Raw genomic sequence first — 14,100 nt, forward strand, 5'->3', positions numbered from 1 at the left:
AGGGCGGTCCCATGGCCGACCTCCTCGCCTTCGTCCTGAGCGGACTGGTCTCCGGCGCGCTGTACGCGCTGCTCGCGACCGGACTCGTCCTGTCCTCCGCGGCCTCCGGGCTGTTCAACTTCGCGCACGGCGCCACCGCCTACCTGTGCGCGCTCGCCTTCCACGAGCTCCACTCGGGCTTCGGCTGGCCGGCCGTCCCGACCGCCCTGCTGCTCGTCCTCCTCGTCGCCCCGGGCCTCGGCTGGGCCCTGGACCGGCTGATGTTCCGCAAGCTGGCCCGGGTCGGCGAGACCGCGCAGATCACGGCGACCATCGGTCTGCTCGTCGCGCTGCCCGCCGCAGGGCTGTGGGCGGTGGAGCTCCTTCAGCGGGCCGGCGCACCGGTCGAGCCGGCCGAGAACCAGTTCGGCCTGCCCGGGGTCGGCCCGAGCCCGGCCGTCTCCTGGCAGCCGCTCGAAGCGCTCGGCATCGGCGGTGTCGACGGCGCGGGCGCAGGCGTCGGTGTCGACTCCGACCAGCTGATCACCTGGCTGGCGACGGCCGCCGTCGCGGTCGGCCTCTGGCTGCTGCTCCGGCACACCCGGCTCGGTCTGCGGCTGCGGGCCGCCGTCGACAACCGCTCCCTCGCCGAGCTGCGGGGCGTGGACGCCGACCGGCTCTCCTCCGTCGCCTGGATGCTCTCGTCCGGGCTCGCGGGGCTCGCCGGGGTGCTCGCGATCCCGTTGCTCGGACTGTCCGCGCACGACTACACCCTGTTCCTCTTCGTCTCGGCGACGGCCGCGGTCCTCGGCCGCTTCGCCTCGGTGCCGCTGGCGTTCGCCGCCGGCCTCGGGCTCGGCGTGGTGCAGAACCTGGTGGCGGGGTACGCGGGTTTCGCCGACGGCCTCACCGGTTTCCGCACCGCCGTGCCCTTCCTCATCCTCTTCGCCGGGCTGGTGCTGCTCGCGCGCCGGGAGCGGGTCGCCGGCACCCCGGCCGCCGAACCGCCGCCCGACGACCGGCTCGCCGGGCTCGGCCCGGCCCGCCGCTGGGGGCCGTGGACGATGGTGGCGGCGCTGCTGTGCGTGGCCCTCTTCACCGTCACCACCCCCTTCTGGAGCGGCATCCTCGCCCAGGGTCTGGCCGTCGGCCTCGTCTTCCTCTCCTTCACGGTGGTGACGGGGCTCGGCGCGATGGTGTCGCTCGCGCAGGCGACCTTCGTGACCGGCGCGGCGCTGGTGGCCGGACTCCTGATGAGCCGCGGGTGGCCCTTCGCCGCGGCGGCGCTCGCCGGTACGGCCGTGGCGGCGCTGCTCGGCGCGGTGGTGGCGCTGCCCGCGCTGCGGCTCGGCGGCCGGTCGCTCGCCCTGGCCACCCTCGCGCTGGCCTTCCTGGCCGACCAGGTCCTGTTCCAGTTCGGGTGGCTGCGCAACGGGGACACCGGCTGGGAGATCCCCCGGCCGGTCCTGGGTCCGCTCGACCTGTCCGACGACCGGGTCATGGGCGCCGCCCTGGTGGTGCTGTGCGCGGTGGGCGTGGCGGGCCTGACGCGGCTGCGGAACTCGCGCCGCGGCCGGGCGATGCTGGCGGTCCGCTCGGCGCCGGCGGCCGCGGCGGCCTCGGGCGTGTCGGTGGTGTGGACGAAGCTCCTGGTGTTCACCGTGTCGGCCGGGCTCGCCGGCTTCGGGGGCGTGCTCCTGGCCTCGTACAACACGCGGATCACCGCCACCGACTTCCCCGCGATGACGGGCCTGGTGTGGCTCGCGGTCGTGGTCGCGGCGGGCGTCCGCCGCCCGCAGTACGCGGTGGTCGCGGGCCTCGTCTTCGCGGTCGCCCCGCATCTGCTCGCCACGTACGTCACCGAGTCCGCCCACCTTCCGGTCGTCCTCTTCGGCCTCGCGGGCCTCGCCCTGGCCAACGACCCGGACGGCTATGTGGCGGCGGTGCCGACGCGGTGGGCACGGCGCCGCCGGGGTCCGGCGCCGAAGGTTCCCCGGGCCGCTCCCGTCTCCGCCCCCGCCGCCGCCCCAGCGCCGGGTCCCGCGCCCGCCCTGGAGATCAGCGGCCTGCGGGCCGGGTACGGCGCGGGCGCGGACGTGCTGCACGGCGTCGGCCTCACCGTGCGGCCCGGGGAGATCGTCGTGGTGCTCGGCGCCAACGGGGCGGGCAAGTCCACGCTGTGCCGGGTGGCGGGCGGGCTGCTGCGGGCCAGGGACGGCGGCGTCAGGGTCGGCGGTGCGGACGCCGCCGGGGACACGGTCGTGGCGCGGGCCCGGCGCGGGGTGCGGCTCGCGCCCGAGGGTCGCGGCATCTTCGCGGGGCTGTCCATCGAGGAGAACCTGGCCCTCCAACTGCCCGCCGCCGCGGACCGGGAGGCCGTGTACGCGCGGTTCCCCGCGCTCGCCGCCCGCCGTAGCGTCGCCGCGGGTTCCCTGTCCGGCGGCGAGCAGCAGCTGCTCTCCCTCGCCCCGCTGCTCCAGCGCCCGCCGCGGGTGCTGATCGCCGACGAGCCCTCCCTCGGGCTCGCGCCGCGCGTGGCCGACGAGGTCTTCGCGCTGCTGGCCGAACTGAGGGCACGGGGCACGGCGTTGCTCCTCGTCGAGGAGAAGGCGGCCGAGGCGCTGGGGCTCGCGGACACCGTCGCGTATCTGGCGGAGGGCCGGGTCGTGTGGTGCGGGCCGCGCGCCGAGGCGGACGCCGACCGGCTCGCCGACGCCTATCTGGGGATGGGGGTACGTTCATGACGGCGCCGGCCCTGCTCGACGCGACCGGCATCGGAGTCCGCTTCGGCGGGGTGCGGGCACTCCACGACGTGGACCTCACCGTGCGGCCCGGCGAGATCTGCGGGCTGATCGGACCCAACGGCGCGGGCAAGACCACCCTGTTCGACGTGCTGTCCGGCATCCGCCGTCCGAACAGCGGCCGGATCCTCCTCGACGGCACCGACATCACCCGCCGCTCGCCCGTCTGGCGGGCCCGGCACGGGGTGCGCCGCACCTTCCAGCGGCAGCAGCTCTTCGGCCGGCTGACCGTCGAGGACAACCTGGTCGTGGCGCAGGAATGGCGCCGCGGCGGCCGGGGCGCCACGGCCGCCCGCCGGGCCCGGGCCGCCGAGGTGCTGGACGCCTGCGGCCTGGAGGCGCTGGCGGGGGCGTACGCGGGAGCGCTGCCGGTGGGTCTCGCCCGGATGGCGGAGCTGGCACGGGCGCTGGCCGATCCGCCGCGGCTGCTCCTGCTCGACGAGCCCGCCTCGGGCATGTCGGAAGGGGAGCGGGGGCGGCTGGCCGCCGTGGTGCGGCACCTGGCGGAGGAGGAGGGTTGTGCGGTGCTGCTCGTCGAGCACCACGTGTCCTTCGTGATGGAGCTGTGTGCCCGGGTCGTCGTCCTCGACCTGGGTCGGGTCCTCGCCGAGGGACCGGGCCACGAGGTGCGCGCGGACCCGCGGGTCCGGGCCGCGTACCTGGGGGCGGGCGCGGGTACGAGCACCGGGACGGGGACGGGCTCCGGTCCCGGCCCCGCACCCGGCCCCGGGCACGAGCCCGGTCCCGGCCCCGGCCGCGATTTCTCCGGTCCGGCGGAATGCGATCGGGCGGGTGATCGTTGAGGCTGGGTGGAGTGAACCGACGACGATAGGAACGACCCCTCGTGAGCACGGACAGCAAGGTGCCCTTCCTCACCCTGAACAACGACGTGCGGATGCCGCAGCTCGGCTACGGCGTCTGGCAGGTGCCGGACGACGAGGCCGAGCAGGCCGTGACGACGGCCCTGGAGGCCGGCTACCGCTCCATCGACACGGCCGCGATCTACGAGAACGAGAAGGGCACGGGCAAGGCCCTCGCCGCCTCGGCGCTCCCCCGCGAGGAGCTCTTCGTCACGACCAAGCTGTGGAACAGCGAGCAGGGCTACGACTCCACGCTGCGGGCCTTCGACGCCTCGCTGGGCAGGCTGGGCCTGGACTACGTCGACCTGTACCTGATCCACTGGCCGATGCCGGCGAAGGACGCGTACGTCGACACCTACCGCGCCTTCGAGAAGATCCTCGCCGACGGCCGGGCCCGGGCCATCGGCGTGTCCAACTTCCTGCCCGAGCACCTGGAGCGGCTGATCGGCGAGACCTCCGTGGTGCCCGCCGTCAACCAGATCGAGCTGCACCCGCAGCTCCAGCAGTCCGCCTCCCGCGAGGCGCACGCCCGTCACGGCATCGCCACGGAGGCGTGGTCGCCGCTGGGCCAGGGCAAGGGCCTCCTGGAGGTCCCGGCGATCGTGGCCATCGCCCGGAAGCACGAGCGCACCCCGGCCCAGGTGGTGCTGCGCTGGCACCTCCAGATCGGGAACGTGGTGATCCCGAAGTCCGTGACCCCGTCCCGTATCCGGGAGAACATCGACGTCTTCGACTTCGAGCTGGACGCCGAGGACCTGGCGGCCGTCGCCGCGCTCGACGAGGGCCGCCGACTCGGCCCGGACCCGGCAGGATTCAACGCCGGCGCCTGACCGGCGCCGGCCGGCTCACGCCGCCTTGCGTGCCGTGTGGACGGTGCGGGCGGTGAGCAGGAAGACGTCCGGGCGGCCGTGCAGGGAGAGCGGGTCGGCCGGGTCGAGCAGCCGGTCGACGGCGGCGCGGTCGTCGGCGGCGAGGCGCTCGGCCAGGCCCTCCCGCAGCCGCGTGTAGTGGGCGACGATCTGCTCGCGCACGGGGGCCGGCAGCGGTGCGGGGACGTCGCAGAGGAAGCTGCGGGTGCCGCTCGGGGTGAGCCCGGCGTCGGCGAGGAGGGCGCCCCAGTCGTCGATCTCCTCCTTGGTGTCGGGCAGCCCCGCCCGCATCTCGCCGAACCAGTCGGCGCTGGCCGCGTCGAGCCGTGCCTCCAGGCCGGGGCGGCCGACGCCCTGGTTCCACGGCAGGTGGCGGGAGGGCAGCCCGCCCTCGGCGAGGGCGATCAGACCGCCGGGGTTCAGCACGTCGGCGAAGGCGGCGAGGGCGCCCCGCTGGTCGCCGATGTGGTGCAGCGAGTTGCTGGCCCAGATCAGGTCGGCCGTGCCCAAGGCGGCGAAGTCCTCGGGGAGTTCGGCACGCAGGGTGCTCACCCGGTCGCCGACGCCTCGGGCGTCGGCCCGCTCGCGGGCGAGGGCGAGGAGTTCGGGGGTCGCGTCGACGGCGACGACCTCCGCCTCGGGGAAGGCCTCGGCGAGCAGGGCCGTGACGACACCGGGCCCGCTGCCGAAGTCCAGGACCCGTCGGACCGAGGCGCCGGGCGCGAGGGAGGCGAGCCAGGCGGCGGCCTCCGCGTAGAGCGGGCTCTGGGTCTCCGCCTGCAGGGTGAGCAGCGGGGCCAGCTCGGCCCAGTCGAGGTCGGAGCCGTCGTGACCGTGTCCATGTCCGTGGCCGTGGCGGTGACCGTCCCCGGATGCGTGGACCGACGCATGGCCGGATCCGTGGCCGGATCCGTGGCCCTGGGCGCCGTGGTGTGCCTGGTGGTCGTGCGCGTAGCCCTGCGGGCCGTGATCGTTCGTGCTCATGGGGACAGCGTGCGACGCCGCTGCCGCGCACGCGAGAAAACTTGCCGGTCCGGCAAGCGATGCCCTGAGGTGTACCGGCCGTCCCGGTCAACCGCGGCCGCGGTGCTCCTGCGGGCTGACGCCGCGGACCCGCTTGAACGCGGCGCTCAGGGCGAAGGCGCTGCTGTAGCCGACCCGGCGGGCGACGGACTCGACGGTCGCGTCCGACTGCCGCAGCAGGTCGGCGGCGTGGGCGAGGCGCCGGCCGGTGAGATAGGCCATCGGCGGCTCCCCCACCAGTTCGGTGAAGCGGCGGGCCAGCGCCGCCCGGGAGACGCCGGCCTCGTCGGCGAGGGAGACGACCGTCCACGGCCGGGCCGGATCGTCCTCCATGAGCCGCAGGGTCCGGCCGACCACCGGGTCGCCCATCGCCCGGTACCAGGCGGGGGCGGCGGCCCCGGGCCGGGCGAACCAGGCACGGACGGCGGTGACGAGCATCAGGTCGAGGACCCGGTCGAGGATCACGCTCTGGCCCGGTTCGTCCCGGGAGACCTCCTCCGCGAGGAAGGGCATCAGCGGGCACCGCCACACGTCCGCGGGCAGGTGGAGCAGGCCGGGCAGCGCGTCGAGCAGCCGTCGGCTGACCTCGCCGGACAGCTGGTAGGTGCCGACGAGGACGGTGGTGGCACCGTCGGGGGCGTTGCCCCAGGTCCGTACGCCCAGGCTCATCGACTCGGCGAGCGGCTCGCCGCTCAGGGTGGCGCAGTGGCCGCCGGGTCCGACGACGGCGGTCGGCGGGGCGTCGGCGGCGTGGGCGACGGTGTAGGGCTCGGGGCCGCGGACGATGACGATGTCACCGGGGCGCAGCAGGATCGGGGCCCCGGTGCCGGGCACGATCCAGGCCTCGCCGTCGGTGACGCACATCAGGCACAGCGGCGCCCGGTCGTCGATGCGTACGGACCAGGGCGGGGCCATGACCATGCGCAGGACGAAGGCGCCCTTGGCGCGGGGCCCGTCGAGGAGACCGGCGAGTGCGTCCATGGCGGCCAGCGTAGACGGACGCGTATGCGGGTGAGCCGGTGGAGCATGGGAAACGGCCGCCCCGGCCGCGAGTCTTGAGCCATGACGACGAACACGAACACCGCGCGGACGATGCTGGTCACGAGCGCCACCGGCAAGACGGGACGCCGGGTCGCCCGGCGCCTAGCGGAGCACGGCGTCCGGGTGCGGGCGGGCTCCCGCACCGGCACCACCCGCTTCGACTGGGAGGACCCGGCCGGCTGGGGCCCGGCCCTGGACGGCGCGGACGCCGCGTATGTGAACTATCACCCCGACCTCGGCGCCCCGGGCGCCGCGGAGGCACTGCGGGCCTTCGGCGAGCTGGCGGCGGCGCACGGGCTGCGGCGGCTCACGCTGCTGTCGGGGCGCGGCGAGCCGGAGGCGGTGCACGCCGAGGAGGCGCTGCGCGGCGCGGTCCAGGACGCCGGGGTCGAACTCGCCGTCGTGCGGGCCTCGTTCTTCGCCCAGAACTTCGACGAGGGGCTGCTCGCCGAAGGGGTCGCGGCCGGGACGATCGCCTTCCCGGCGGGTGACACGGCGGAGCCGTTCATCGACGCGGACGACCTCGCCGAGGTGATCGTGGCGACACTGATCGCCGACGGCCACGCGGGCCTGGTGCACGAGGTGACGGGGCCGCGGGCGCTGACCTTCGCGGAGGTGGCGGCGGAGCTGTCCCGCGCGTCGGGCCGCGAGGTGACGTACGTGCCGATGGGCGAGGCCGAATTCGCGGGCATGCTGGGCGGGTTCGGGGTGCCCGAGGAGGAAGCGGCCTGGCTGGCCGGCCTGTTCGCGGCGCTGCTCGACGGGCACAACGCGCACGTGACGGACGGGGTGAAGCGGGTGCTCGGCCGGGAGCCGCGCGACTTCTCGGCCTACGCGGCAGGGGCGTTCGCCGCGGCGGCCGATCGGCCGTCAAGGGCGGCTCAGGCCCCGAGCCCGCCCCTGGCCTCGGCTCAGGCCCCGGCCTCCGGCCCGGCCTCGGCGTAACGCGCGGCGAGGGTCCGCACGGTGGTGGCGATCCGCTCGCGGAGGTCCTCGGGTGCGAGGACCTCCACCTCCGTGCCGAGGGCGAGCAGGGTGTCATGGGCGTGGTCGGGACCCTCCACGGGCAGCGTGGCACGGGTCCAGCCGTCGGGTTCCGGGGTGCCGTTCTCGGCGAGCGCGCGGGCGGCGGCGCCGGTCAGCCGGGCGGCGCCGCGCGGGGAGACGCGGACGACGGCCTCGCCCCGGTGCAGCCGGGCGTGGAAGTCCTCCTGGCTCGCCCTCCAGTGGGCGGCCAGGTCGAAGCCGTCGGGGATGACGGCCTCCTCGTCGGTGACGGTGAGGTCGAGGATCTGGTCGACCCGGTACGTACGGGGGCCGGGTCCGGCGACCAGGTACCAGCGGCCCGCCTTGAGCACCAGGCCGTACGGCTCCAGGCGCCGGTCGACGTCGGTCGGCTCCTTCCAGCGGCGGTAGCGGACGGCGAGGACGCGGCCGGCGCGGACGGCGTCGGTGACCTGCGGCAGGAAGGGTGCCCCGGTGTCCCGCGCGTACCAGCCGGGGGCGTCGATGTGGAAGCGGGCCCGCAGCCGGTCCACGTGCTCGCGCAGTGGTTCGGGCAGGGCGGCGCGCAGTTTCAGCCGGGCGTCGGCGAAGTGCCCGCCGAGGCCGAGCTCGTCGGCGGCGGCCGGCAGGCCGGCGAGCACCAGGGCCTCGGCCTCGCGCGCGTACAGGCCGGTGAGCCGGTTGCGGTGACCGGCGAGCAGCCGGTAGCCGCCACGGTGCCCGGCGTCCCCGTACAGCGGCACTCCGGCGGCGTGCAGCGACTCGACGTCCCGGTAGACGGTGCGGACGGAGACCTCCAGCTCCTCGGCGAGCTGGGCGGCGGTCATCCGGCCACGGGTCTGGAGGAGCAGCAGGATCGTCAGAAGACGGCTGGACTTCACTGACACAAGATGTCAGTGAAGCGTTCCTACAGTCCAGCCATGGCTTTCGCGGAGAAGTACCTCCATGTACAGGAGCCGGTCGTCGTGGGCGGCCGGCACGTCAAGCGCTATCACGTCACCGCCGACCCGGCCGGCATCGCACCGGAGGTGGAGAAGGCGGCGTACGCACTGCTGCCCGAGCTGCTTCCGGAGCCGGACGGCACCCCGGCGGCGAGCTTCGCCGTGCTGCACCGGGGCGGTGACTCCGGCGCGTATCTCAACGTCTACAGCTGGGTGTGGGACAACGTGCTGCACTTCTCCGGCGCGGCGGCGGGCCAGCCGGCGCTCGACTGTCCGGACCTGGATCCGACGCACTTCGTACGGACCGCGCCGGGCGCGCGCAACTGGATCGGCTGTGTGTGGGAACTGGCCCCGCTCGGCCACGAGCGGGCGGCCTGGGTGCGGCACGTGCTGGCACCCGACACCCCGGACCTGGCCGGCTATCTCCGTGACTCGCTTCCGTCCGGTACGACGGAGGTGCGGGCGTGAGCGGCGACGGCTTCGACTTCCTCGACGGGCGGTTCAGCGTCCGCAACCGCCGGCTGGCGGACTTCCTCGATCCGGACAGCGGCTGGGAGGAGTTCGACGGGCACACGACGGGCCGGCTCTTCTGGGGCGGCCGGGCGCACGTCGACGAGATCGTGTTCCCCTCGAAGGGCTTCAGCGGTCTGACGCTGCGGCTGTACGAGCCGGAGACCGGCGAGTGGACCCTGAACTGGTCGGCCAGCCGGACCGGCAGGCTCGATCCGCCGGTCCGGGGCCGGTTCGGCGCGGACGGCACGGGTGAGTTCTTCGGCGACGACGTCTTCGCGGGGCGGCCGGTGCGGGTCCGGTTCCGCTGGTCCGGGATCACCGCGGACGCGGCCCGCTGGGAGCAGGCCTTCGCTCCGGCCGGTACGGAGGCGTGGGTGACGAACTGGGTGATGGAGTTCAGCCGCGCCTGAGGTAGCGGGCCAGCGGGTACGCGGGGTCGGCACGGGGGCGGTCCTGGTCCGGCAGGCCGGCGAGCGCGGCGCACAGGGCGTCGACGTCGGCGGGGGTGCCGCGGAACCATGAGGCGTAGTAGCCGCGGCGCAGGTTCTCGGCCGTGCGGCGCGGGGTGGCGCCCTGTCCGTGTCCGGTGAAGGTGGTGCCGGGCGTCGGGCTCAGGCCGTGGGCGGTGGCGTAGGCGGTGACGCGGTCGGCCCGGTCGGAGCCGGCTCCGGGTGCGCGGTGCGGCCGGAGCACCGCGTCGATGTCGCTGCCGACGTCATGGGCGGCGTCCTTGTCGACGGTGGTGACGAACACGCCGCCGGGCCGCAGCACCCGGGCCGCCTCGGCGACGATCTCGTCGGCGAAGGGCACGAGGTGCAGCAGCCACACGGCGCTGACGGCGTCGACGGAGCCGTCCGGCAGCGGCAGCCGCCGGGCGTCGGCGCGCACGACCCGGCCCGGGAGGCGTCCGGCGGCGGTGCGCAGCATCCCGTGGGCGGCGTCGGCTCCGTGGACGGCGAGGCCGGGCCGGGCGAGGCGTTCGGTGACGAGGCCGGTGCCGCACGCGAGGTCGAGCAGGGTGCGGGTGCCGGGCGGCAGCAGCCGCAGCACGGCGTCGGCGGCGGCCTCGGCACGTGGCACGCCGCCCCGCGTCTCGTCGTAGTGCGCGGCCTCGGTCTCGTAGTCGAGAATCGTCTCCCCCATGAGGGGGATCGTACGTCGGGGTCGTTCCCGGGCCGGTTCAGCTCGCGCCGTGGCCGGGTGCCACCGCCTCGACCCGCTCGGCCAATTCGAAGTCCTTCTCGGTGACGGCCCCGCCGGCCGAGTGGGTGTTCACGGACAGAGCGACGCTGTTGTAACCGAGCGTCAGATCGCTGTGGTGGTCGAGCTCCTGCTGGATCTGGGCGACGTGGACGACGAGCGCGGTCGCGGCGAAGTGGTCGGCGAGGCGATAGCCGCGGGTGAGCCGGTCGCCCTCCACGGACCAGCCCGGCAGCTCCCGCAGGCGGTCCTCGATCTCCTTCTGCGACAGGGGCTGTGTGGGCACGTGGTGCTCCCTCCGGTTGGTACGGCTGGTGAGGGTGGTGCGCGATGACGGGCGGTCCCCGGGGAAAGCTACCCGGGTCCCCCTCTGGGATACCGTCTGCCCATGACAACTGTCGTGACCGACACGGGTGTGGGTCCGCTGCTGCGCGGCTGGCGCGAGCAGCGGCGGCTGAGCCAGCTGGAGCTGGCGCTGCGGGCGGAGTCGTCCGCCCGGCACATCTCCTTCATCGAGACCGGCCGCTCGCGCCCGAGCGAGGAGATGATCCTCAAGCTGGCCGAGCACCTGGACGTGCCGGTGCGGGAGCGCAACGCCCTTCTGCTGGCGGCCGGTTACGCCCCGAGGTTCAACGAGTCCCCGCTCGACGCGCCGGAGCTGGAGACGCTGCGCGAGGGGATCGAGCGGCTGCTGCAGGGCTACGAGCCCTATCCCGCGCTCGTGGTCGACGGCTCCTACACGGTGGTGGCGGCCAACCAGGGCATCGCGCTGCTGATGGCGGGGCTGCCGGAGCATCTGCTGACGCCTCCGCTGAACGCGATGCGGATCACGCTGCACCCGGAGGGTCTGGCTCCGCGCATCCGCAATCTGCGGGAGTGGCGGGGGCATCTGCTGGCCCAGATGGAGCGTCAGATCGGTCTCGCCCGTTCGGAGGCGCTGCGCGCGCTGTACGAGGAGGTGGCGGCCTATCCGCTGCCTGAGGGGGCGGGCGACCCGGAGGACCGGGAGGATCCGGAGCCGTACCCCTACTTCGCGCTGCCGATGAGGATCGAGCACGACGGGCAGGTGCTGTCGTTCGTGTCGTCGATCTCCACCTTCAACACGCCGATGGACGTGACGGTCGCCGAGCTGGCCATCGAGACGTTCCTCCCGGCCGACCCGGCGACGGTCGCGTATCTGCAGGCGCTGAAGGAGCGCGCCCTCAGCGGGTAGCGGCGCGCAGGGCGCTCCACTGGAGCAGGGCGAACCCGGCGACGGTGCCGGCCTGCATCAGGGTCCACACCGCGCCCGCGGTGGTGGGCTCCAGCCAGGCGACGAGCGCGACGACGCTGAGCGCCGCCCACAACAGGTTGGCCTCGACGACGGCCTTCACGCCGAGGGCCGGCGGCTGCGGGCGGCTCGCGAGCCAGGCCACACCGGCGGCGAACGCCGTGAGGAAGACGCCGAGTTCGATCAGCAGGCCGCGGTCGACGCCGAGGAACTCTCCGATCGGTCCGGAGGCGACGAGGTAGGCGAGTCCGTTGCCGCCGGTGACCACGGCGTCGAGGGCGAGGAACCGGCGCACCATGGACCGCGGCTGGGTGGTGCGGGAGAGACCGGCGAGCAGGGTCTGGGACATGGCGGATCACCCTCCGATGAGGCGTAACTGACGTTCGGGGAGCCGGTGCCCGGGCGGAGTGCGCCGCCCGGGACCCGGTGACCACGAGCATGCCGGGGCGGGCGACACGGGTCGATGACGTGAGAGGTAATGCGGGACTGCGGGACCTGGCACGGGGGCCCGGCCGGGAGGGTCTGGGTATTCTTCGCGGCTGGACGGCCGGGGGACGCCGGCTTGCTCGGACAGGGGGGTTGCCGTGAGGGGCAAGGAGCGGTCGCGGCTGGTCGCGACGGAGGACGACCACAAGGTCACGCCGGCGGAGCTCTTCTTCGACCTGGTCTTCGTGTACGCGATCACGCAGGTCACGGCGTTGATGGCGGCCGCTCCCTCGCCGGTGCGGGTGGTCGGGGCGATGGCGGTGCTGGCCCTGTTGTGGTGGTGCTGGTGCGCCTTCGCCTGGCTGGGCAATGTCGTGCGGGCCGATTCGGGCGCGTTGTTCGCGGTGTTCGTGACCGTGATGACGGTGGTGTTCGTGGTCTCGCTCGATGTGCCGGAGGTCTTCGCGGACGCGCCGGGCGGGTTGCCGGCGGCGCTGGTGTTCGTGGTCTGCTACGGCGCGGTGCGGGTGCTGCACCTCGTCTCGTACTGGCTCTCCGGCCGCGGCGACACGGCGCTGCGCGCCACGCTGCGGCGCACCGCGCTGTCGTCGGTGCTGCCGCCGCTGGTGCTGCTGCTCGTGGGCTGCGCGTACGAGGGGAACGTGCGGCTGCTGCTGTGGCTCGGGGCGGTGGCGATCGACTACGGCGGCATCTACGTCACCGGCTCGTCCGGCTGGCGGGTCAACTCCCCCGGGCACTTCGCCGAACGCCACGGGCTGATCCTGATGATCGCCCTCGGCGAGTCGTTCCTGGCGATGGGCGTGGGCGTCTCCGGCTTCCCGCTGACGGTGACGGTGATCGGGGCGTGTGCGGCGGGGCTGGTGCTCGCGGCCGGGCTGTGGGCCCTGTACTTCCGCCGGATCGGCGAGGTCGCCGAGCACCGGCTCGCGGCGCGGGACGGCGACGACCGCACCCGCTTCGCGCGGGACGTGTACACGTTCCTGCACCTGCCGCTAGTGGCGGGCGTGGTGCTGTGCGCGCTCGGCATGAAGAAGGTCCTCACCCAGGTCGCCGACACCGGCCACTACGACCTGGCCGAGCCCCTGCACGGGACGGTGGCCTGGTCGTTGACGGGCGGGGTCGGTGTCTTCCTGCTGGGCGCCGCGGCGATCGTCCTGCGCTCCTCCGGGCCCCGACCGGTCGCCCTGCTCGTCGGCGGCGTCTGCTGCCTGGTCGCGGGCCCGCTGGTGGCCCTGGTCCCGGCGCTGCTCTCGCTGGTCGCCCTGGCGCTTGCCGTGACCGGCCTGGTCGGCCTGCACGGGCGGGCGGGGCGGGCGGGGCGCGGGGAACGGGAGGCGCAGCCGGTGCCGGCGGCCTGATCGGATCCAGGATCCAATATCCGTCGGGTCCTGGATCCCGGATATTGGATCCCGGATATTGGATATTGGATATTGGATCCACGCCTCGCGGCTTGTGTCCCGTATTTCGGATCCGATATTTCGGATCCAGGATCCGCCGCGGCACTCCCGGCGGATCCCGGCGGTTTCGGCGGCTCAGTCCGCCCGGCCCTCCGGTTCGGCGGACCGGGCCGGGGTGGTGGTGCGGGCGGTGGCCGGTTCGGTCGTGCGTTCCGGTTCGGCGCGTTCGGCGCCGTGGTTCTGGCGGGCGGCCTCGGCGCGCAGCAGGGCGTTGAGCACGGCGAAGGGGTCGACGGGCATGGCGAAGCTCCTTGCGTCGGTGGGGGGCGAGGGGTGCGGGAGAGGTCGGGCCTCTCAGCACCGCATCACCGCCGACCGGGGAGCGTCGCCGCGCGGGGACGGAACGGAGACGAGGACGGGGTGGCGGTCCGGTGTCGTGCCCCGGGGGAACCGGGGCGCGGCAGGGCGCCGTACCGCGCGGACGGACGCGGTCGCCTCGGTCTCGGCGGTCTCCTGGGCCTCCGCGCCCGGGTCGGCCGCCGCGGAGACGGTCCGGGACTCGCCCTCGGCGATCCCGGCCCCCGCGCCGGAGCCCACGCCGAGCAGCGCGGCCAGCACGATCAGCACCGCGAGCGCGAACCGGGCGAGGAGTCTCACGGAGATCCGTACTGCCCGGCACGGACCCCTGTGTGCCGCCCTGGGCGGAAGATCCGCCCGGGCGGCCTACGCTCCCGGCCCCATCCGGGGGACGACC

General features: G+C 74.6%; 16 protein-coding genes. 8 read left to right on the forward strand and 8 right to left on the reverse strand.

Annotation, left to right across the window (positions count from 1 at the left end; translation table 11 throughout):
* The first annotated feature begins 11 nt into the window (after nt 1–11).
* From ACFY7C_RS05480 to ACFY7C_RS05490, 3 genes are all read left to right on the forward strand, one after another.
* The gene (locus ACFY7C_RS05480; RefSeq protein ID WP_389644089.1) at nt 12–2,723 is read left to right on the forward strand and encodes an ATP-binding cassette domain-containing protein; all 2,712 of its coding nucleotides are present in this window, start codon (nt 12–14) and stop codon (nt 2,721–2,723) included.
* Nucleotides 2,720–3,583, forward strand: a complete 864-nt coding sequence (locus tag ACFY7C_RS05485) for an ABC transporter ATP-binding protein (RefSeq protein WP_389644092.1) — start codon at nt 2,720–2,722, stop codon at nt 3,581–3,583. Before ACFY7C_RS05480 ends, ACFY7C_RS05485 begins: the two co-directional genes overlap by 4 nt.
* Nucleotides 3,584–3,675: 92 nt before the next feature.
* Entirely contained in the window at nt 3,676–4,470 is a 795-nt protein-coding gene (locus tag ACFY7C_RS05490; RefSeq protein WP_389645979.1) for an aldo/keto reductase, read from the forward strand.
* Nucleotides 4,471–4,485: 15 nt separating this feature from the next.
* On the opposite strand, the gene ACFY7C_RS05495 is transcribed toward ACFY7C_RS05490, so the two are convergent.
* The gene (locus ACFY7C_RS05495; protein ID WP_389644095.1) at nt 4,486–5,493 is read right to left on the reverse strand and encodes a class I SAM-dependent methyltransferase; all 1,008 of its coding nucleotides are present in this window, start codon (nt 5,491–5,493) and stop codon (nt 4,486–4,488) included.
* A gap of 87 nt (nt 5,494–5,580) precedes the next feature.
* Nucleotides 5,581–6,513 carry a cupin domain-containing protein gene (locus ACFY7C_RS05500; RefSeq protein ID WP_389644098.1) on the reverse strand — a complete coding sequence of 311 codons (933 nt, stop codon included), beginning with the start codon at nt 6,511–6,513 and terminating at the stop codon, nt 5,581–5,583.
* Nucleotides 6,514–6,594: 81 nt separating this feature from the next.
* Between ACFY7C_RS05500 and ACFY7C_RS05505 the strand changes: the two genes are divergently transcribed.
* On the forward strand, nt 6,595–7,518 hold the full coding sequence (locus tag ACFY7C_RS05505) for an NmrA family transcriptional regulator (RefSeq protein WP_389644101.1): 924 nt from the start codon (nt 6,595–6,597) through the stop codon (nt 7,516–7,518).
* On the opposite strand, the gene ACFY7C_RS05510 is transcribed toward ACFY7C_RS05505, so the two are convergent.
* Complete coding sequence (locus tag ACFY7C_RS05510; protein ID WP_389644103.1) at nt 7,485–8,459, reverse strand: helix-turn-helix transcriptional regulator; 975 nt, start codon at nt 8,457–8,459, stop codon at nt 7,485–7,487. The two genes, ACFY7C_RS05505 and ACFY7C_RS05510, sit on opposite strands and share 34 nt — an antisense overlap.
* Nucleotides 8,460–8,498: 39 nt before the next feature.
* Between ACFY7C_RS05510 and ACFY7C_RS05515 the strand changes: the two genes are divergently transcribed.
* The gene (locus ACFY7C_RS05515) at nt 8,499–8,987 is read left to right on the forward strand and encodes a hypothetical protein (RefSeq protein WP_389644106.1); all 489 of its coding nucleotides are present in this window, start codon (nt 8,499–8,501) and stop codon (nt 8,985–8,987) included.
* Nucleotides 8,984–9,442, forward strand: a complete 459-nt coding sequence (locus ACFY7C_RS05520; protein WP_389644109.1) for a hypothetical protein — start codon at nt 8,984–8,986, stop codon at nt 9,440–9,442. Before ACFY7C_RS05515 ends, ACFY7C_RS05520 begins: the two co-directional genes overlap by 4 nt.
* Here the strand turns inward: ACFY7C_RS05520 and ACFY7C_RS05525 are convergent.
* Nucleotides 9,429–10,175, reverse strand: a complete 747-nt coding sequence (locus ACFY7C_RS05525; RefSeq protein ID WP_389644112.1) for a class I SAM-dependent methyltransferase — start codon at nt 10,173–10,175, stop codon at nt 9,429–9,431. The two genes, ACFY7C_RS05520 and ACFY7C_RS05525, sit on opposite strands and share 14 nt — an antisense overlap.
* 37 nt (nt 10,176–10,212) lie before the next feature.
* Nucleotides 10,213–10,518, reverse strand: a complete 306-nt coding sequence (locus tag ACFY7C_RS05530) for a 4a-hydroxytetrahydrobiopterin dehydratase (RefSeq protein WP_389644116.1) — start codon at nt 10,516–10,518, stop codon at nt 10,213–10,215.
* A gap of 102 nt (nt 10,519–10,620) precedes the next feature.
* Here ACFY7C_RS05530 and ACFY7C_RS05535 point away from each other — a divergent pair, with 102 nt between their 5' ends.
* Complete coding sequence (locus tag ACFY7C_RS05535) at nt 10,621–11,445, forward strand: helix-turn-helix domain-containing protein (RefSeq protein WP_389644119.1); 825 nt, start codon at nt 10,621–10,623, stop codon at nt 11,443–11,445.
* On the opposite strand, the gene ACFY7C_RS05540 is transcribed toward ACFY7C_RS05535, so the two are convergent.
* Nucleotides 11,435–11,851, reverse strand: coding sequence for a hypothetical protein (locus tag ACFY7C_RS05540; RefSeq protein ID WP_389644121.1), 417 nt, complete (start codon nt 11,849–11,851; stop codon nt 11,435–11,437). The genes ACFY7C_RS05535 and ACFY7C_RS05540 overlap by 11 nt on opposite strands.
* A gap of 235 nt (nt 11,852–12,086) precedes the next feature.
* On the opposite strand from ACFY7C_RS05540, the gene ACFY7C_RS05545 reads away from it, so the two are divergent.
* A complete protein-coding gene (locus tag ACFY7C_RS05545) occupies nt 12,087–13,307 on the forward strand; it encodes a low temperature requirement protein A (RefSeq protein WP_389644124.1) in 1,221 nt (406 codons plus the stop codon).
* Nucleotides 13,308–13,481: 174 nt separating this feature from the next.
* Here the strand turns inward: ACFY7C_RS05545 and ACFY7C_RS05550 are convergent, their stop codons facing one another.
* The gene (locus tag ACFY7C_RS05550) at nt 13,482–13,646 is read right to left on the reverse strand and encodes a hypothetical protein (RefSeq protein ID WP_389644127.1); all 165 of its coding nucleotides are present in this window, start codon (nt 13,644–13,646) and stop codon (nt 13,482–13,484) included.
* 54 nt (nt 13,647–13,700) lie between these two features.
* Entirely contained in the window at nt 13,701–14,003 is a 303-nt protein-coding gene (locus tag ACFY7C_RS05555) for a hypothetical protein (RefSeq protein ID WP_389644130.1), read from the reverse strand.
* Between the last annotated feature and the right edge of the window lie 97 nt (nt 14,004–14,100).

It is taken from the genome of Streptomyces sp. NPDC012769 (assembly GCF_042901205.1).
In the GTDB taxonomy this organism is placed as follows: Bacteria; Actinomycetota; Actinomycetes; order Streptomycetales; family Streptomycetaceae; genus Streptomyces.

Excerpts from the sequence above, each read along its gene's own strand:
- ACFY7C_RS05480 (WP_389644089.1), top strand. The coding sequence starts at position 12 with ATGGCCGACCTCCTCGCCTTCGTCCTGAGCGGACTGGTCTCCGGCGCG.
- ACFY7C_RS05485 (WP_389644092.1), top strand. The coding sequence starts at position 2,720 with ATGACGGCGCCGGCCCTGCTCGACGCGACCGGCATCGGAGTCCGCTTC.
- ACFY7C_RS05490 (WP_389645979.1), top strand. The coding sequence starts at position 3,676 with ATGCCGCAGCTCGGCTACGGCGTCTGGCAGGTGCCGGACGACGAGGCC.
- ACFY7C_RS05495 (WP_389644095.1), bottom strand. The coding sequence starts at position 5,493 with ATGAGCACGAACGATCACGGCCCGCAGGGCTACGCGCACGACCACCAG.
- ACFY7C_RS05500 (WP_389644098.1), bottom strand. The coding sequence starts at position 6,513 with ATGGACGCACTCGCCGGTCTCCTCGACGGGCCCCGCGCCAAGGGCGCC.
- ACFY7C_RS05505 (WP_389644101.1), top strand. The coding sequence starts at position 6,595 with ATGACGACGAACACGAACACCGCGCGGACGATGCTGGTCACGAGCGCC.
- ACFY7C_RS05515 (WP_389644106.1), top strand. The coding sequence starts at position 8,499 with ATGGCTTTCGCGGAGAAGTACCTCCATGTACAGGAGCCGGTCGTCGTG.
- ACFY7C_RS05525 (WP_389644112.1), bottom strand. The coding sequence starts at position 10,175 with ATGGGGGAGACGATTCTCGACTACGAGACCGAGGCCGCGCACTACGAC.
- ACFY7C_RS05535 (WP_389644119.1), top strand. The coding sequence starts at position 10,621 with ATGACAACTGTCGTGACCGACACGGGTGTGGGTCCGCTGCTGCGCGGC.
- ACFY7C_RS05540 (WP_389644121.1), bottom strand. The coding sequence starts at position 11,851 with ATGTCCCAGACCCTGCTCGCCGGTCTCTCCCGCACCACCCAGCCGCGG.
- ACFY7C_RS05550 (WP_389644127.1), bottom strand. The coding sequence starts at position 13,646 with ATGCCCGTCGACCCCTTCGCCGTGCTCAACGCCCTGCTGCGCGCCGAG.